Here is an 18,647-nt window from a genome sequence, read left to right as displayed (position 1 = left end):
GCGGCCGGATCGGGTCAGTGCGCGATCACCATCAAGCCACGTGGCAGCCCGGTGACGTGCTCGTCTCACCGTCCTAGAGGATAACACCCCGGTCTCGGTACGCCACGGCAGGGGGACCAATCAGGGCGTGGTGGGTTCCACATAGGGGGCCCTTGTCTTGAGGATCGCCCACGTCTCCCCTGCCAAGACCACGATGAGCGCGGCGATGATGGTGACCGCCAGGGCCGGTCGGGAGTAGAAGTCGAATCGGTCCAACGCGGCGACCACGCCGATCGCCACGACCAGCTTGAGCAACCAGGTCCCCAACAGGACCGCTGCGGTGGTCTGGGGCGCCGAGCGCGCGGTGGCGATCACGACTATCGCCGTCGTGAGGACGAACGCTCCACCGATCGCGGCACCCATGAGTGCTCCCCACAGGCCCGGCACGCCATCGATGAGGATCCACACCACCGCGCTGACCACCGCGAGCATCGCGAGTACCAGGGTGCCGAGTCGGACGGCCCTGCGGAGCGCTGCGGTGTGCGGACTCTCGGCGGTCTGGTCTGTGGGGGTGGGAGCATCGGTCATGCCGTGCAGCCTAGCGGGGGCTCCGTTTTTCCCCCGAGTGGTCCTCGGCCCGGGAGTTACGCAACCGGGGCACGAGCGTCGCGGCCAGGACGGAGATGAGGCCCGCCCCGACCAGGGGGACGATCACCTCGGTGGGCAGCATCGTCGCTCCGACTGCCCCGAACGCAATGAGGGAGACCCACGCGTAGATGACCAATGCGACCCTCCGGTGGGAGTGTCCCAACGCGAGGAGACGGTGGTGCAGGTGCATCTTGTCGGGGGCGAAAGGGCTTCGGCCAGCCCCGACGCGACGGACCACGGCCATGACCAGGTCGAGCATCGGCACGAACATCGCCGCCGCGACCACGATCACGGGCGAGAGCAGGACGATCATGTCCTGGGGCCCGTAGAGGCTCTGCGAGATTTTTCCTGATGCGCTGGTCGAGGCGGCCGCGAGCACCAGCCCGATGAGCATCGACCCCGAGTCGCCCATGAAAATCCGGGCGGGCTGGAAGTTGTGGGGTAGGAAGCCGATGAGAGCGCCGGCAAGGACCGCGGTGACCAGGGCCGGTGGGTATGCCCCGACGGTCCCACCCTGGTCGAGCATGATCCCCACGGAGAACACACAGATCGCCGTGGCGGCGATTGTTCCCAGCCCGGCCGCGAGGCCGTCGAGTCCGTCCACGAAGTTCATCGCGTTGACGATCGTCAGCGTGAAGACCACGGTCAGCAGTCCCGCCTGAAGCTGGTCGAGCACGAGGATGTTGCCGTCCCCGAATGGGATGTACAGCAAGGTCCAGGACACGCCCATGGCCACCAGGACGCCAGCCGCTGCTGCCTGACCGGCGAGTTTGGTGACCGCTCCGAGCCCGAGGATGTCGTCGACGATCCCGACCAGCACGATGACGCCGCCGGCGACGATGGTGGCCTCGACGTCGGGGGCGAAGGGCGGGAAGGCTCGGTTCAGTGCTGGCAGCTGGGCGGCCAGGTAGACGGCGACGAGCATCCCGGTGAAGATGCCCACCCCGCCAAGCCGAGGGGTGGGGACCACGTGAACGTCTCGCTCACGCGGATATGCCAACCCGCCGATCGCGGGTGCCACTCCCCTGACCAGCCCGGTGACGACGAAGGTGACGAGGCCGGCGGTGACTGCGATGAGCAGGAGCTCCCGGAACGGGATCCCGACGCCCACAGCTCAGCCTCGCAGGGCCGCGGGCTCGACGCCGAGGACCTCTCCGACGCGCTCGGCGGTCACCGCTCCCTCGCGGACGATGCGCGGGCCGGGACCGGTGAGGTCGACGATCGTCGAGGGCTGCCCGATCGCACAGGGCCCGCCGTCGAGGTAGACCGCCACCGAATCTCCGAGCTGCTCGCGAGCCTGGGCGGCCGTCGTGGCGGGCGACTGGCCGGAGACGTTGGCGCTCGAGACCGCGAGCGGCCCGACGTCCCGCAGGAGCTCGATGGCGACGGGGTGGAGCGGCATGCGGAGCATCACCGTTCCCTGGGTGTGGCCGAGGTTCCACCCCAGAGACGGCGCCTGGTGGACGATGAGGCTCAGCCCGCCCGGCCAGAAGGCACGGATGAGGTCGCGACCGGCGGCCGGGGTGCTCACGACCAGGCCGTCGATGGTCTCCCACGACCCCACCAGGACCGGCACCGGCATATCGGGGCCGCGGCGCTTGGCGGAGAGCAGGAGGTTAACAGCGTCCGGGTCGAACGCATCGGCGGCGATGCCGTAGAGCGTGTCCGTGGGGGTCACGACCAGCCGTCCCGCGCGCAGTGCGCCGGCCGCGGAGCTGAGGCCGACCTCGCGGCCGGTGTCCTCGGTGCAGTCGTAGGTGATGGTCACCGGGTGATCCCCTTCCGGGCTGTCGTGACGACCTCGCCGTCGTCGTCACCGTGGCCCGCGTCGAATCGGGTCGCGGTGACGAACCGTGGTCGGCCGGCGAGGTCGGTGTGCTGCTCCACGGTACCGAAGGCCCCTTGCGCCGACACGACCGCGGCGACCGCAGGGCCGGTGGTGTCGTCGTGCTCGACGGCGAGGTGACCCCCCGGGGCGAGGAGTGCCGCGGCGACGTCGACGAGGGGGGTGACGACGGCGAGACCGTCACCACCACCGAACAACGCGGTGGCCGGCTCGTGCATGAGCACGTCGGCGGGCAGATCATCAGTGAACGGGATGTATGGCGGATTCGATACCACGGCGGCAGCCCGATCCCGCAGGTGTGGGAGCGCTCGGGGGTCAGTGGCGTCGGTGTGGTGAACCTCGATCGGGGTGTCCCCCGCGGCGGCGCGCTCGTCGGCGTTGCGACGCAGCCAGCTCAGCGCGGCGTCATGCAATTCCACTGCGTGGACGTGGGCGTCGGGTCGGGCGTGGGCAATCTCCAGCGCGAGGGTGCCGCTTCCGGCGCAGAGGTCTACCACGACTGGGCCGGGCCCGTCGCCGGGCGCGGGCAGGGCCGCGAGTATCCACTCGGCGAGCAATTCGGTCTCCGGCCGTGGGATGAACACGCCGGGCCCCACAGCCAACTCGAGCCGCCCCGTCACCGCCCTCCCGAGCAGGTATTGGAGCGGCGTCCGGTCGCGGGCGCGTGCGGCGACGAGCTGTTCGATCTCGGACACCGCGGCGGCGTCGACGTCATCGGCGAACATGAGTCGGCTGCGGTCGATACCGAGAACATGGGCGCAGACGAGTTGGGCCTCGACGTGCGCGGAATCCACGCCCGCCGCGCTCAGCGTCCGGGCGGCCGAGCGTACGACCCCCGCGACGGGGACCGGGCGCGGGTTCACGGCCTACGCCTCTTCCATGCGGCGCCGTCGTTCTTCTGCGGCGAGCGCCTCCAGCACCGCGTCGAGGTCCCCATCGAGAACCGAGTCGAGGTTGTGCGCCTTGAAACCCACCCGGTGGTCTGCGATGCGGTTCTCGGGAAAGTTGTACGTGCGGATGCGTTCCGAGCGGTCGACGGTCCGCACCTGGGTCGCGCGGCCCTCCGACGCCTCCGCGCTGGCCGCTTCCTCGGCGGCGGCCTGGAGCCGAGCCGCCAGGACCTGCATCGCGCGTTGCTTGTTCTGCAACTGACTGCGCTCGTTCTGACACGTGACGACCGTGCCCGTGGGCAGGTGGGTGATCCGCACCGCCGAGTCGGTGGTGTTTACGCCCTGCCCGCCTTTTCCTGACGACCGGTAGACGTCGATGCGCAGGTCGGAATCATCGATCTGGATCGGGCCCACGTCCTCGGGCTCGGGGTAGACGAGTACGCCGGCTGCCGAGGTGTGTACACGGCCCTGAGACTCGGTGACCGGCACCCGCTGGACCCGGTGGACCCCGCCCTCGAACTTGAGGCGGGACCACACCCCGTCGCGGGACGGCTGGCGGGAGCGGATGGAGAACGAGGCATCCTTATATCCGCCGAGGTCGGACTCGGTCAGACCGAGGACCTCGACGACCCACCCGTGCTTCTCTGCGTATCGGGTGTACATGCGGGCCAGGTCGGCGGCGAACAGGGCTGATTCCTCGCCGCCCTCCCCCGACTTGATCTCCATGACGACGTCGTCAGCGTCGTGTGGATCGCGCGGCGCCAGAAGGTCCGCGAGGCGGGTTTCGAGTTCGGCGGCCTGGATTTCCAATCGCTCTGCCTCCTGCGCGAACGAAGAGTCGTCGTCGGCCAACTCCTCGGCCGCGGCGGCGTCATCGCGGGTGGAGACGAGCGCGCGATGGCACTGCACGATCGGGGTGAGTTCAGCGAACCTCTTGCCGACCCGCCTGGCAGCAGCGGCGTCCTCGTGCAGCGCCGGGTCAGACAATTGCGCCTCGAGGCCTGCGTACTCGGCGAGGACGTCGTCGATCGATGACGGCGAACGTCCGGCGCTCCCGCTCACTCCTCGTCCTGAGGCAGAGTGGGCGTCGTCTTCGCCACCTGCAGCAGGAATTCGTAGTTGGTATTGGTCTTGCGCAACTGCGACATGAGCAGGTCGATGGCCTGGTGCGAGTCCAGTCCCGACAGGACTCGACGGAGCTTGTGCATGATGCCCGCCTCTTCGGGGCTCATGAGTAGCTCTTCCTTTCGGGTGCCGGACGGTCCCACGTCGACTGCTGGGAAGACGCGCCGCTCGGCGATGCGTCGGTCCAGTTTGAGTTCGGCGTTGCCGGTGCCCTTGAACTCCTCGAAGATCACCGTGTCACCGGCTGAACCGGTTTCGACCATCGCCGTGGCGATGATCGTCAGCGAGCCGCCGTTCTCGATGTTGCGGGCTGCTCCGAGGAATCTCTTGGGCGGATACAGGGCCGTCGAGTCAACACCGCCGGACAGGATCCGCCCTGACGCAGGCGAAGAGTTGTTGTATGCGCGACCTAGTCGCGTGATGGAGTCGAGGAGGACGACGACGTCCTGCCCCATCTCGACCAGTCGCTTGGCGCGCTCGATGGCCAGCTCGGCGACCTGCGTGTGGTCTGACGGCGGGCGGTCGAAGGTCGAGGCGATGACCTCCCCCTTCACCGATCTCTGCATATCGGTGACCTCCTCCGGCCGCTCGTCGACGAGGACGACCATGAGGTGGCATTCCGGGTTGTTGATCGCGATGGCGTTCGCGATGTTCTGCAGGATCGTGGTCTTACCGGCCTTGGGCGGCGACACGATGAGGGCGCGCTGTCCCTTGCCGATCGGCATGATGAGATCGATCACGCGGGTGGAGATGATGTTCTTCTCGGTCTCGAGCCGCAGTCGCTGATTGGGGTAGAGCGGGGTGAGCTTGGAGAAGTCCGGACGGTTACGCAACTGGTCCACCGGACCGCCGTTGACCGTGTCGATGCGGACCAGAGGGTTGAACTTCTGGCGATTCTTGCCGCCGCCCTGGCCACCACCCTGCCCGCCGCCCTGGCCGTCGCTCTGACCGTCGCGGGGCATCTTCACCGCGCCGGTGACAGCGTCTCCACGACGCAGGCCGTGTCGACGGATCATGTTCATCGAAACGTAGACATCGTTGGTCCCCGCCAGGTAGCCGGACGTGCGGACGAACGCGTAGTTGTCCAGAACGTCGAGAATGCCCGCGACCGGCTGAAGGACGTCGTCCTCCCGCACCTCGGTCTCGCCTTCGACTGGTCGGCCCCCACCGCGGTTGCGCTCGCGACGGCGTCGGCTGCGACGACCGCGACCGCCGCCGTCGTCATCCCGGTTCTGGCCGTCACCGCGGGGACCGCTGTCGCCGCCGTCGCCCTGATCGTCACGGCCGCCCTGGTTGCGGCCGCCCTGGTTGCCCTGGTCGTCACGGCCGCCCTGGTTGCGGCCGCCCTGGTTGCCCTGGTCGTCACGGCCGCCCTGGTTGCGGCCGCCCTGGTTGCCTTGATCGTTGCGGCCACCCTGCTGTTCACGGCTGCGACCGCCCTGCTGATCGCGCCCCTGCTGGTTACGACCCTGGCGCTGTCCACCACCGTTACCGTCATCGCGGCGCGACCGGTCCCCCTGGCCGCGCCCGTCGTCCCGCGAACCATCGTCGCCGCCGGACCGGTCCGGGTTGGAGTCGTCGGCCCCCCCACGAGGCTTGTCCGCACCGTCGCGTGGCCTGTCAGCGCCCACAGTGTCGTCGCTGACCCGTCGGCCGGACCCGCGGTGTGGGGCAGTCTCGCCGCTTCGTCCGGACGCCTCTCGCGAGGCCGGCTCGTTCTGGGGAGCCGGCTCGTTCTGGGGAGCCGGCTCCGTCTTCTGGTCGGCCTCGGTGCGCCCCGCCGACTCTGACTTCGCCGCAGGCGCACTCTGCCCCGAAAGTTCTGATTTCGGGGCGGCTTCACGTGCCGGAGCGGCCCGGCCGCCCCGGGCGCCCTCGATCATCGCGACGAGATCGCCCTTTCGCTTGCCTGAAAGGCCTTTGAGGCCCATCTGCTGGGCAAGCGACTTGAGATCGGTCAGGCGCATCGCGGAGAGCGAGGCGCCCTGCGCTGGCGTGGAAGTGGTGTCCGTCGAGGTCACGGGGATCCTTTCTGGGCCCGGGGCCGGGGCGGTCTACGCCGCCTCGCATCGAGCAGGTGTCCGGGAAGCGGACTCGGCGTCCCGGGGTGGCCGCTACGGCCTTCCGTGGCGGCAACCGGGCCGGACACGGATCTTTCGTCTGAGGGGGATCCTCGTGAGGGAAAAACCGCTCAACAGGGGGATCCCTGTACGCCACTCACCGTTGGACCGCTCCCAACGAAACCGACTCCCGCGACACCGACCTACTACAGAGGGGGCTTCGCGCAAGAACACGGAATGATGGGACGACCGGGCGCCCGTGGCTAAGTGACACCATACTACCAGGTGGCCGATCTCGCGCAGTTCCCCTACCGCGAGTCGCGACTGTCGCCCGCCGCGCTGAGCGCGGGCGGTAACGTACACCCCACGACAAGGGCCCACTCGACCCCGGAGGTGACCGTGTTCGGAACAATGCTGGACACGCCACTTCTCGTGTCCAGGATCCTCGAGCACGCGGCCGAACGACACGGCGATTCCACCATCACCGGGTTCGTCGGCGACATGGAACCCAGACCCGCACGGTACGACGTCGTGGCCTCGCGTGCGGCGGCAACCGCGCACGCGCTCGCCGAGCTCGGGGTGCGGGCCGGTGACGTCGTAGGCATCCTTTCGGGCAGTCGCACCGAGGTCGTCGAGGCGATGTTCGCCATCCCCGCGATGGGCGCCGTGGCCCTGCCGGTCAACACCCTCCGTTCACCGGAGTTCATGATCACGGTGTTGAGCGAGAACCGGGTGCGCGTCGCGTTGGTGGACCCCGAACTACTCCCCTCCGTGCTCCCTGTGGTCGCACAGGTCGATTCACTGCGCCATCTCGTCGTCATCGACAGTCAGCTGGTCCCCGACCTCGTCGACATCGACGCCGAGGTCCACGCACTCGAATCCATCCTTGACGCCCGGCCCACCACCTACCCGTGGCCAGCACTCGACGAACGTTCCGCCGCGGTGATCGCCTATACCTCCGGCACCACCGGCGCCTCCAAGGGCGTGGCATACACCCACCGCTCCATCTGGCTCCACTCGATGCAGATGGCCATGGCCGAGAGCGCCGCCCTACGCAGCGGCGACACCGTCCTGACGACCGTGCCGATGTACCACGTCATGGCCTGGGGTCTGCCCTACGCCGCGTTAATGACCGGTGCCAGCCTCATCACGGCCCGACCTCGCCCGGGTCGCGTCATGAGCACCGGGCACGACATGGCCGAACTCCTCCGCACGTATCGACCTAACAAGCTGGCCACCACTCCGGCCACCCTTCAACGACTCCTTCGGCACCTGGAGAGTCACCCACAGCCGATCAGCCATCTCAGCGAGGTGCTCGTCGGAGGCTCCCCCGTCTCGGAGGCCCTGTTCGACGCATTCGTCGAGCGCCACGGGGTCACCATCATGCAGGCATACGGGCTCACCGAGTCCAGTCCCATCGCGGCGTACGCGCGCCCCGACCCCCACTCCTCGGCCACCCGCCGGCGCGCGCAGATCCTCGGCCAGGGACGATTCCCCGCCGGAGTGGAGGCCCGCATCATCGACGGCGTACGAGTCCAGCCCAACGACGGGTGGTCCGTCGGAGAACTACAGATACGGGGTCCATGGGTGACCGCCCGGTACCTTGGCGACGAGGCCTCCGATCGGTTCGTCGACGGCTGGCTGCGTACCGGTGATGTGGCGAGCATCTCCCCCAAGGGTTATCTCGACGTGGTGGACCGGGTAGACGACATTATCGCCTCCGGGGGCGAGCTGATCTCCACAGTGGAACTCGAACACGCGATCCTGCTCGACGACCGCGTCGCGGACGCGGCTGTGGTGGGCGTGCCGGACGAACGCTGGGGAAACCGACCGCTGGTGCTGGTTCAGCTCAAGACCGGGACGACCGTGACCGCCCGCGCGCTCTGGGAAGGCTTGGAGGGCATCGTGGACACCTGGAAACGCCCGGACCACTGGGCGTTCGTCGACCACGTCCCCCAGACCACGGTAGGCAAGTTCGACAAGATCACGATCCGTGCCCGCCACGCCGCGGGCGACTACGAGGTCACGACTATCGCCCCCGGTGCGCCGGGCTGACCCCTCGGCGCGGCGCGGGCAGACGATACGCGGCCCAGAAAGTCCAGGTGGCGTCAGTCACGACCCGGAGGTCAGTCCATCGCCACAACTCGGGCGCCGTCCGCGATATGCAGATCTAGCACCGTCCACCCCTGCTCCTCTGCGTGCCCGCGCAGGTCCGCCGGCAAACCGTCGGTACCCAACACCAGCACGGTCGGGCCGGCTCCGGAGACCGTCGCCGCCAGCCCCAGCTCTCGCAGACGGGTGACCCACTCGGTCGTGGCCACCAGGGCCGGGGCCCTATAGGACTGGTGCAGCCGATCCTCGGTCGCAGCCAGAAGGTACTCGGGGTGAGCCGCCAGCGCGACCGACATCAGTGCAGCCCGGCTGGCGTTGAAGGCCGCATCCTCGTGCGGAACCGTGGCCGGGAGCAAACCCCGCGTCTGCGCGGTGGACGACGTCTCGGACGGTACCAATACTGTGGCGACGATCGCGGGATCCACCTTCATACGAACCCCGTGGTAGTGCACGCCGGTTTCCGAACGTTCCGTCCACGACACCACGACACCGCCGAGGACGCTTGCCGCGGCATTGTCCGGGTGTCCCTCGAACTCGCTCGACAGCTGGACCAGGTGCTCATCGGACAGCACCCCGCCCATCAGCCCGTTCGCGGCGACCAATCCCCCTACCGCGGCGGACGCCGACGATCCGAGACCCCGCGAGTGCGGGATGGCGTTGCGGCAGGAGATCCGCACGCCGGGCACCCCCACACCGCCGGCCCGTAGCCCGGCCTCGACCGCCTTGGCGACCAGGTGCGAGGCGTCCTCGGGTACCTGACCGGCGCCCTCCCCCGACACCTCGAGCTCGAGGCCGGACTCGATAGTGGTCACAGTGATGGAGTCGTACAGGCCAAGTGCAACACCAAGGGCGTCGAAACCCGGCCCCAGGTTGGCGCTCGACGCCGGCACCTCGACCGTGACCGTGCGCCCCACCGGCAGGATGCGCCCGCCGGAACTGCCGAAGACCTCCGGGCCGGGTCCGTTCACGTCGCTCACTGGAGGCCGAGGGCGCCTGCGACCGCCGACGGATCCACCGGGATCGGCTCGATCTCGGGCATCCCGAGCAGGGCGGTGTCCGGGTCCTTCAGGCCATTACCGGTCACCGTGCAGACGATGGTCTGTCCGGCCTCGAGCTCGCCATTGGCATGCGCGTCGAGCAGCCCCGCCACGGACGCCGCTGAAGCGGGCTCAACGTAGACGCCGTCCTTACCCGCGACCGTTCGGTATGCCTCGAGAATCTGGTCGTCGGTGCGTTTGCGGATCGTCCCACCGGACTCGTCGCGGGCGGTCATCGCGCCGTCCCACGAGGCCGGGGCACCGATTCGGATGGCGGTGGCGATGGTCTCGGGGTTCTTGACGGGAGCGCCGTCGACGAGCGGTGCGGCGCCGGCGGCCTGCACGCCCATCATCCGCGGTCGGGACGAGATGACGCCGTCGGCGTGGTACTCGGTGTAGCCCTTCCAGTAGGCGGTGATGTTGCCTGCATTGCCGACGGGTAGGAAGTGCAGGTCGGGTGCACGGCCGAGAACGTCGACGATCTCGAACGCCGCGGTTTTCTGGCCCTCGATCCGTACCGGGTTGACCGAGTTGACCAATCCGATCTCGCCGTAGGTGGCGGTGGTCTTTCGCGCCAACTCCAGGCAGTCGTCGAAGTTGCCGTCGACCTGAATGATGGTGGCTCCGTGCATCACGGCCTGGGCGAGCTTGCCGGCGGCGATCTTGCCCTGCGGGATGAGCACTGCGCAGCCCATACCGGCCCGGGTGGCATAGGCGGCAGCCGAGGCCGACGTGTTGCCGGTGGAGGCGCAGAGGACGGCCTTCTGGCCACGCGCCTTCGCGTCCGTTACCGCCATGGTCATGCCGCGGTCCTTGAAAGAACCGGTCGGGTTGAGGCCCTCGACCTTGAGGTACACCTCACAACCGGTGACCGCGGAGAGGTGCGTCGCGCGAATGAGCGGGGTCCCGCCCTCGTAGAGCGTGACCGGCTCCCAGTCGTCACCGATCGGGAGACGGTCCCGGTAGGCCTCGATTAGGCCTGGCCACCTGATATGCACGGGCTGGTGGGTGTTGCTCATTCGGTGTCTACTCCCTCGAGACGGATGACGCTGGTGATGGCCGTGACGGCGTCCTGGTCCGACAGCGCGGCCACGGTGTCGGAGAGAGCGCGTTCGGAAGCGCGGTGGGTCAGTACCGTGAGCTCGGCGGTGGGCTCCACATCGTCTAGCTCGGACTCCGGTACCTCGACCTCGGTCTGTCGGACCTGCGCGATGGACACGCCGTGTCGCGAGAACTCGGCGGCGACCATTGCGAGGACGCCCGGCTTGTCGGCGACCCGCATGCGCACGTGGTACCGCGTGGAGATCTCATCCATCGACGCCACCGGCAGGGCGGCGTACGTGGACTCACCCGGAGCGCGGCCGGCACCGACCTTGTTTCGGGCGGCGGCGACCATGTCTCCCAGTACCGCGGACGCGGTCGGTGATCCCCCGGCGCCTTGCCCGTAGAACATGAGTCGTCCGGCGGCCTCCGCCTCGACGACGACGGCGTTGAACGCCCCGTTCACCGTCGCCAACGGGTGGCTGGTGGGCAACAGTGCCGGGTAGACGCGCGCGGAGACGGCCTCGGTCCCGTCGGACTGGGTGAGCTTCTCGCAGATCGCCAGCAACTTGATAGTGCAGTCCATATCGCGAGCGGACTCGAAATCGTCCGGTGAGATCCGCGAGATCCCCTCGCGGTACACGTCCCCGGCCGTGACCCGGCTGTGGAACGCGATGGAGGCGAGGATCGCAGCCTTGGCGGCGGCGTCGTATCCCTCGACATCAGCCGTGGGATCGGCCTCGGCGTACCCGAGACGAGACGCCTCGGCGAGGGTCTCCGAGTAGTCGGCGCCGGTCGACCCCATCTCGGACAGGATGTAGTTGGTGGTGCCGTTGACGATACCCACCACGCGTTCCACTTGGTCCCCGGCCATCGATCGTCGCAGCGGGCCGATCACCGGGATCGCACCGGCCACCGCCGCCTCGAAATACAGGTCGGTGTGGGTTGAGTCGGCCATCGCCGCCAGCTCGTCCGTGTACTCCGCCAGTAGGGCCTTGTTGGCCGTCACCACGGCCTTACCGTGGCGCAGTGCTTCGAGCAGGAGTGGACGCGGTACATCGATTCCGCCCATGAGTTCCACGACGATATCGACGTCGTCGCGGGACACCAATGACGACGGGTCGGCGGTGAGCAGGTCCGGGTCGAGCCCGCGATCCCGGCTGAGATCGCGGACCGCCACACCACGCAGTGCCAGTGGCGCGCCGATGCGGGCCGCCAGTGCGTCGGCGTTCTCTGTCATATAGCGGATGACCTCGGTTCCGACGGTACCCATCCCGAGCACCGCCACCCCCACGGGTCGCACGCCTGACGCGGATGCGTCGCTCACTGTCCCACCTCCAGGCTCGTCAGATCGTCCAGGGTCTCACGGCGCAGCACCAATCGTGCCCGCCCGTCGCGCACTGCCACCACGGCGGGGCGCCCGATCATGTTGTAGCGACTCGACATGGAATAGCAGTACGCTCCCGTCGCCGCAACGGCCACCAGGTCGCCGCCGCCGATGTCCTCCGGCATCCACAAGTCTCGGACGACGACGTCGCCGCTCTCGCAGTGCTTACCGACCAACCTGGACAGAACCGGGTCGGCGCCCGAGGAGCGTCCTACGAGTCGGGCGTCATAGACGGCGTCGTACAGAGCCGTACGAATGTTGTCGCTCATCCCCCCGTCGACGCTGACGTAGCGCCTGCTCTCCCCGCCCGCCAGCTGGACGTCCTTGACCACGCCCACCTCGTACAGGGTCACCGTTCCCGGGCCGGCGATGGCGCGACCAGGTTCGACAACGAGGGTCGGAGGTACGAGCCCGGCGTCCCTGGCGAACCCCTCAACGATCTCCCTGAGTGCCGCCGCCAGTTGGGCCACCGGCGGTGGATCGTCCGACGGAACGTAGCTGATGCCGAGACCGCCTCCGAGATCGAGGTGGTCGAGTTGGGCGGTTCGCTCAGTCCCGAACTCGTCGACGATGTCTCGCAGGAGACCGATCACCCGGCGCGCAGCGAGTTCGAACCCGTCGATATCGAAGATCTGGGAGCCGATGTGGCTATGCAGTCCGGTCAGCCGGATGTTCGGCGCGTTAAACACCGCGTGCACTGCCTGCATCGCCGCGCCTCCCGCGAGCGAGAAGCCGAACTTCTGGTCCTCGTGGGCGGTCGCGATGAACTCGTGGGTGTGAGCTTCGACGCCCACCGTGACCCGGATGAAGACATCCTGGACGACGCCCTCCTCGCCGGCGATCCTGTCGAGCAGCTCAATCTCCGACATCGCATCGATCACTATGTGCGCGACGCCACTGCGCACGGCGAGTCGCAGCTCGTCCGCCGACTTGTTGTTGCCGTGGACAGTGATCCGCTCGGTCGGGAACCCGGCCTTCAGAGCGATCGCGAGTTCACCGCCCGAGGCGACGTCCAAACCCAATCCCTCCTCGGCGACCCAGCGAGCGATTTCCGTGCTCAGGAAAGCCTTGGACGCGTAGTGGACTCGCTCCGCCGCACCGAACGCCGCCGCCATCTCGCGGCAGCGAGAGCGGAAATCGTCCTCATCGATCACGAACAGTGGAGTCCCGAACTGCGATGCGAGTTCACTCGCGGTCACGCCAGCGAACTCGACCACACCGTCGTCGCGGCGCTCGGCACCCCGGGGCCACACGGACGGGGCCAGGGCCATCATGTCGTCAGCGTCGACGGGCTGTTCACCGATACCCGGCGCGTGCGCGACCTCGTGGCGAGCCCCGGCGGGGTGCGCGCTCACATCTTCTCCGGTGCGGTGACGCCGATCATGCGCAGGCCGTTGGCGAGGGTCTGCCGGGTTGCCGTGCTCAGCGCGAGTCGGGCCGCGTGCAGCGGGCCCGGCTCCTCATCGCCCATCGGGAGGACCCGACAAGTGTCATAGAAGCGGTGGTAGGCGGCGGCTAGTTCCTCGAGGTACCGCGCGACCCGGTGGGGCTCGCGCAAGTCCGCGGCGCTGGCGACAACTCGAGGGAACTCGCCGATGGTGCGGATCAGCGCACCCTCCCTGTCCTCGATGAGCAGGGAAAGGTCCGCCCCCTCTGTGGTGACCCCCAGGTCTGCAGCGTTGCGGGCCAAGGAGCAGAGGCGCGCGTGCGCGTACTGCACGTAGAAGACGGGATTATCGTTTGTCGCCGACGTCCACAGTTCCAGGTCGATGTCCATGGTCTGGTCGACCGAGGACCGGATCAACGCGTACCGTGCGGCGTCCACTCCGATCGCGTCGACGAGATCATCGAGAGTGATGACTGTGCCCGCTCGCTTGCTCATCTTGATCGGAGCGCCGTCCCGGACGAGGTTGACCATCTGACCGATCAGGACCTCGATCGTCGCCGGGTCGTCGCCCAGGGCGGCTGCCGCCGCCTTGAGCCGGGCGATGTATCCGTGGTGATCTGCACCCAACATGTAGATACACAGATCGAATCCGCGCTCGCGTTTATCGAGGAAGTAGGCGATGTCCCCGGCGATGTAGGCAGCGTCACCATCAGACTTGAGCACGACGCGGTCCTTGTCGTCCCCGAACGCAGTGGATCGGAGCCACCAGGCGCCGTCGGACTCGTACAGGTTCCCGTTCCCCTTCAGCGTCTCGATCGCACGGTCCACCGCGCCGGACGTGAACATCGAGTTCTCGTGGGTGTAGACGTCGAAGACGGTCCCGAACTCGGCTAGCGAGTTCTTGATGTGAGTGAACATCAGATCCACGCCGGCAGATCGGAACGTCTCCAGGGCCTCGGCCTCCGGTTTGTCCAAAACGTCTGGATGATCGGCGAGCACGTTCGACGCGATGTCCTGGATGTACGCCCCGGCGTACCCGTCCTCCGGCGTCACCTCTCCGCGGGCCGCTGCGACCAGCGAGCGACTAAAGCGGTCGATCTGCGAGCCGTGGTCGTTGAAGTAGTACTCGCGGGTGACCTGAGCCCCGGAGGCTTCGAGCACCCGGCCCAGCGCGTCACCGACCGCCGCCCAACGGGTGCCCCCCAGGTGGATCGGGCCGGTGGGGTTCGCGGAGACGAACTCGAGATTCACCCGGCGCCCGGCCATCGCGTCCCCGGTGCCATATGTCTCGCCACTGTTCAGCACCGTCGCAACCAGCGACCCCTGGGCTCCTGAGTCGAGACGGATATTGAGGAATCCCGGTCCGGCGATCTCCGCCGATGCCACTCCCGGGCCAGCGCTCAATGCGGTCGCGAGATCCTGCGCCAGGTCGCGGGGCGCCAAGCCGACCTTCTTGGCCAGCTGGAGGGCGATATTCGTCGCGTAGTCCCCGTGTTCGGGGTTGCGGGGTCGCTCGACCGTCACCGTCTCCGGAACGACCGATGTGTCGGCCCCGCGCTCGGCGAGAACGGAGATGAGGGCTGCGCGGATAACGACGGCGAGATCGGCGGGAGTCACGTCTTCGTATCCTAGGTGTCGGCACGTCGAGGGGGGAATCGGACGTCTGCCGAAGCGGTCTGCGCGGGCACCCTCGGGCCCGATGCGGTCCCACCCGACAGCCGATGCTACGATCAGTCTCGCTGTTCGAACGGAGCCCGCTTACGCGTGGCTATTGTTGGACCGGCCTCCGGCCCCTGGGGTCGGTATCCCGCCCTCGTAGCTCAGGGGATAGAGCGTTGGTTTCCGGTACCAAAGGTCAGGGGTTCGATTCCCTTCGGGGGCACTAGATATACGAGAAGGGCCCGGGCGAATGCCTGGGCCCTTCTCGTATTTCGGTCGCCGGGTCAACTCGGCCGGGTGATTCCGTCCACCGCCCCGATGCGGTCGACGATCCGCTCGTAGATGTCCGTCAGCATGTGCACTTCATGCTCGGTGAGCACGTCGATGAACAACTCTCGCACCTTTTCCACGTGCTTCGGGGCCACTGCCGCGATCGCCTGGGCACCCGCCTCTGTCAGGGTGACAACGGTTCCACGGCCGTCTTCCGGGCACTCCCCCTTGGCCACGAGACCGCGGCCCTCCATACGTCTGACCTGATGTGATACCCGACTCCGGTCCCAGCCGAGGTCTGCGCCGAGTTCGCGAGCCCGCAATCCAGCGCGGTCAGCCTCACTGAGGCTCACCAGAACTGAGTAATCGGACTGAGACATCGAGGCGTCTCGCTGAAGCTGGCGTTCCATCGCGAGTTCGAGAAGTTGGTTGACATCCCGATACCGCCGCCACATGCGCTGCTCGTCATCGCTCAACCAGCGTGTCTCTGTCATGGTGCTATTACAGCACGACGCCTTTTTCAGCCCCTCCTCCACCACCGCGCGAAGACCTTCTGCCGTTGACGTTGTTCACTCTCGGCCCGCACCGGTTCTCTGCATGACGTGAGTGTGGGCGCCTCCGATGCCCGCGAACCGTGCGCGATCGCAGGTGAGAACGATCACCTGTGACGTTGCAGCCGCAGCTGCGATGACTGCGCCCATGGTGAGTCGGCGGGACGGGTCGGTGTACCCCATCGTGTCGTCGAGGAATACCGGAACGCCGTTGTCGCCGACAAGCCGCGCACACGCGATCCTCACTATCACCGCCAACTGCTCCCTGGCACCGCCGGACAGCGATTCGTAATCTACGGTGACGTCACCGACCCGCCTCGACAGGATGGTCAGGTCCTCCCCGAGACGGACGTCGAAGTCACGTCCGTAGACGAGAGAGCCGAGTTCGACGACCGCGCGGTGGAACGGTGCCTGGTAGGCAAGCAGGGCTTCCGATCGACGGGCCGCGAGGGTTCGGTAAAGCAGATCCGCCGCACGGGCACGGCGCCACAGCGCTGCGTTCTCCCTCTCTGCCGCCTCCAGTTCACGCTCGGCGGCAGCGACGCCGTCGAGCCGCCCTTGGTCGCCAATCGCGTTGACCCTGCCCAACGCAGTGGCGACGGCTGCCGCCGACTCGCGTTCCTCGGCGGCCAACGCAGCATGCGAAGCCCGAGCGTTCTCCAGCAGGCTGGGCGGGGCGTCAGCGAGCGCCTCGCCCAGCCTCGTCTTCGCCTGTCGTGCCTTCTCGCGGGCGGCCTCGGCCCGGACACGCGCCTGCTCCAGCGACTCATCCAGCTTGAGGTCAGGCACGGCATCTCGCGCGGCCGTCAGCGCCGCATTGCACTCGCTGAGTCGGTGGGCCGCCTCGTCCGCCAGCGCAATGCGAGTCGCGTATTCCGTCCGGAGTGTCTCTGCCTCGGCGGACGCGGCGCGGTCTTCCGCCCGGCAGCGGACGAGTGCGGCTTCCGCTGAGGCGGCTTCGCTCGCCGGATCTGCCGGTCCCTCATGGGGGGCCTCGTCCGCCCCGCCTTCTTCCTCCCGCCGAAACGGGGAGTCCTCGGCCAGGGTCGAGGAGCGAAGGTCGTCCCGCCTCGCGTAGAGGTCCTCGGCGGTGTCATCGCCGAGCAGGTCCGCTCGACGGCGACGCAAGGCCTCGATCTCGGCACGCAGCGCTTCCGCACGACGGGCGCGGCGCTCGGCGTCGGCGGATGACTCCACGCCCAGTGCCGCGAGTAGGTGGTCCAAATGGGCGCGCGCGGCCTTCTCCTCGCGACGGACGGCATCAGTGTCACCTGCTGGGACAACGGTCAGAGTCACCGTTCCAACTTCGAAGACCGTGTCTTCGATAATCTCCTGCGTCCACCCGGTAGAGGCATCGAGGCCTTCCCCACCTACCCGGAACTCGCCCTCGCCGGCGATCTCTACCCGTGGTGCGCTGGCCGCGGACCGGACGACGGCTTCCCGTAGCGCATCGTCCGCGCGACGGATGACCTCGGCCGCGCCGTCGGCGACGTCGACCTCGGAGAGCTCCGCCTCCTTACGGCGGAGCTCCTCACCCACCGAGGTCAGAGTCTCCAGGAGTCGATCCAAATGCTCGAGGTCCGCACGCCTGCGGTCGCGCTCCTCAACCGCGCGTAAGGCATCAAGCTGCATACGCGCCCGAGTGACGCGCTCCTCTGCGGCGTCCAGTTCGGTCCGCGAGCGCCTGGCCCGCTCCTGGGCCGGCTCGAGTCTCTCGGCGGCCATCGTCGCCTCCGCCCGCAGATCCGACTCTCTCCGCTGTTCGGTCGACGCCCTGTCGACAAGGCCGCGGCGCTCCCGCTGTTCGCGGAGCACTGCGTCGTGAGCGGCTACCGCGCGGTCGACCTCGGCGTCCGCGGAAGCACAGGCGCCCCGGAGTTCTGCAACGGCACGACCCGCGGCCTCGAGCCTCGTGACTTCCGCATCAAGTGAATCCAGCGACTCCAGCCTTGCGCGGTGGACAGACGACTGGACCTCATGGTCCGCCACAGCTGCATCGAGTTCTGCGTGCCGCGCTCGCGCGTCGGAGAGCGCAGCCCGGGCCTCGGTGAGACGAGCTTCTGAACGCGCCAGATCGCCGGTGGGTTCACCCCGTCGCGACGTCAGATAACGATTACGCTCCTCAGCGACGCGCTCCACCAGCGAGTCGTCACCGGTGGGGTCCTCACCGCCGGCCGCCGCGTCCAGCGCGCGCCGGAGGGAGTCCATCCCCTTGGATGCGTCGACCTGACCCAGCGGCTCGTCCTGGGCTATGCGTAGGGCCCGCCACAGCGAGCGGTCAACCTGGCGGTCCAGCACGTCGCGGACATAGTCATGGGCGTCGTCGCCCGCCAACGCCGTACGCGCCGAGCCCGGGAACTCGAGGGAGGTCCGTTTACCTCGGACGAACTCCTTGCGATACCGCATTCGTTCACCGTCGACGGTGAACTCCGCCTCCACCACCACGGGCACGTCCCTGCCCACTGGGCTGGCAGCCTTGATCTCGGCTCGCCCGGACGAGGCTTTGTGCTCAAGCAGCATCTCCAATGCGTCCATCAGGCTGGTTTTTCCCGACTCGTTGGGCCCCTCGATCACGAGCACCCCTCGTGGCGGCAGGTCCACCTCCTCCCGCACCACCCCGCGGAAGTCCTCGATCTTCAGTCGGTGCAAAATCAT

General features: G+C 68.0%; 14 protein-coding genes and 1 tRNA gene. 2 read left to right on the top strand and 13 right to left on the bottom strand.

Annotated elements, in window-relative coordinates; translation table 11 throughout:
• Positions 1-120: 120 nt before the first annotated feature.
• From FQ137_RS09495 to rho, 6 genes are read right to left on the bottom strand one after another with little or no spacing between them, the layout of a single operon-like run.
• Positions 121-567: a hypothetical protein gene (locus FQ137_RS09495; RefSeq protein WP_149292160.1), complete on the bottom strand. Its 447-nt coding sequence runs from the start codon at positions 565-567 to the stop codon at positions 121-123.
• A gap of 10 nt (positions 568-577) precedes the next feature.
• Positions 578-1,738, bottom strand: a complete 1,161-nt coding sequence (locus FQ137_RS09490) for a glycosyltransferase family 4 protein (RefSeq protein WP_149292159.1) — start codon at positions 1,736-1,738, stop codon at positions 578-580.
• A 3-nt stretch (positions 1,739-1,741) separates the two neighbouring features.
• Positions 1,742-2,395 carry an L-threonylcarbamoyladenylate synthase gene (locus FQ137_RS09485; protein ID WP_149292158.1) on the bottom strand — a complete coding sequence of 218 codons (654 nt, stop codon included), beginning with the start codon at positions 2,393-2,395 and terminating at the stop codon, positions 1,742-1,744.
• The gene (prmC, locus tag FQ137_RS09480; protein WP_149292157.1) at positions 2,392-3,336 is read right to left on the bottom strand and encodes a peptide chain release factor N(5)-glutamine methyltransferase; all 945 of its coding nucleotides are present in this window, start codon (positions 3,334-3,336) and stop codon (positions 2,392-2,394) included. The genes FQ137_RS09485 and prmC overlap by 4 nt, the downstream gene beginning before the upstream one ends.
• A 3-nt stretch (positions 3,337-3,339) precedes the next feature.
• Positions 3,340-4,425, bottom strand: coding sequence for a peptide chain release factor 1 (gene prfA, locus FQ137_RS09475; protein ID WP_149292156.1), 1,086 nt, complete (start codon positions 4,423-4,425; stop codon positions 3,340-3,342).
• On the bottom strand, positions 4,422-6,509 hold the full coding sequence (rho, locus tag FQ137_RS09470) for a transcription termination factor Rho (RefSeq protein ID WP_149292155.1): 2,088 nt from the start codon (positions 6,507-6,509) through the stop codon (positions 4,422-4,424). The genes prfA and rho overlap by 4 nt, the downstream gene beginning before the upstream one ends.
• A 306-nt stretch (positions 6,510-6,815) precedes the next feature.
• Here rho and FQ137_RS09465 point away from each other — a divergent pair, with 306 nt between their 5' ends.
• Positions 6,816-8,603 (top strand): long-chain-fatty-acid--CoA ligase, encoded by a 1,788-nt coding sequence (locus tag FQ137_RS09465; protein ID WP_255583932.1) that lies wholly within the window; start codon positions 6,816-6,818, stop codon positions 8,601-8,603.
• 71 nt (positions 8,604-8,674) lie between these two features.
• On the opposite strand, the gene thrB is transcribed toward FQ137_RS09465, so the two are convergent.
• From thrB to argS, 5 genes are read right to left on the bottom strand one after another with little or no spacing between them, the layout of a single operon-like run.
• Positions 8,675-9,637, bottom strand: coding sequence for a homoserine kinase (gene thrB / locus FQ137_RS09460; protein ID WP_149292154.1), 963 nt, complete (start codon positions 9,635-9,637; stop codon positions 8,675-8,677).
• Positions 9,634-10,716 (bottom strand): threonine synthase, encoded by a 1,083-nt coding sequence (gene thrC / locus FQ137_RS09455; protein WP_149292153.1) that lies wholly within the window; start codon positions 10,714-10,716, stop codon positions 9,634-9,636. Before thrC ends, thrB begins: the two co-directional genes overlap by 4 nt.
• Complete coding sequence (locus FQ137_RS09450) at positions 10,713-12,065, bottom strand: homoserine dehydrogenase (protein WP_149292152.1); 1,353 nt, start codon at positions 12,063-12,065, stop codon at positions 10,713-10,715. Before FQ137_RS09450 ends, thrC begins: the two co-directional genes overlap by 4 nt.
• A complete protein-coding gene (gene lysA / locus FQ137_RS09445) occupies positions 12,062-13,480 on the bottom strand; it encodes a diaminopimelate decarboxylase (protein ID WP_149292151.1) in 1,419 nt (472 codons plus the stop codon). Before lysA ends, FQ137_RS09450 begins: the two co-directional genes overlap by 4 nt.
• Positions 13,477-15,129, bottom strand: a complete 1,653-nt coding sequence (gene argS / locus FQ137_RS09440; protein WP_149292150.1) for an arginine--tRNA ligase — start codon at positions 15,127-15,129, stop codon at positions 13,477-13,479. The genes lysA and argS overlap by 4 nt, the downstream gene beginning before the upstream one ends.
• A 192-nt stretch (positions 15,130-15,321) precedes the next feature.
• On the opposite strand from argS, the gene FQ137_RS09435 reads away from it, so the two are divergent.
• Positions 15,322-15,394, top strand: a tRNA-Arg gene (locus tag FQ137_RS09435).
• Between the two features lie 61 nt (positions 15,395-15,455).
• Here the strand turns inward: FQ137_RS09435 and FQ137_RS09430 are convergent.
• Positions 15,456-15,935, bottom strand: a complete 480-nt coding sequence (locus FQ137_RS09430) for a MarR family winged helix-turn-helix transcriptional regulator (protein WP_255583931.1) — start codon at positions 15,933-15,935, stop codon at positions 15,456-15,458.
• Positions 15,936-16,010: 75 nt separating this feature from the next.
• The gene (locus FQ137_RS09425) at positions 16,011-18,647 is read right to left on the bottom strand and encodes an AAA family ATPase (protein WP_149292149.1); all 2,637 of its coding nucleotides are present in this window, start codon (positions 18,645-18,647) and stop codon (positions 16,011-16,013) included.

The sequence above is a fragment of the Dietzia sp. ANT_WB102 genome (genome assembly GCF_008369165.1).
In the GTDB taxonomy this organism is placed as follows: Bacteria; Actinomycetota; Actinomycetes; order Mycobacteriales; family Mycobacteriaceae; genus Dietzia.
Note: the sequence above shows the minus strand (reverse complement) of the source record. Positions and strands in the feature narration are given on the sequence as shown.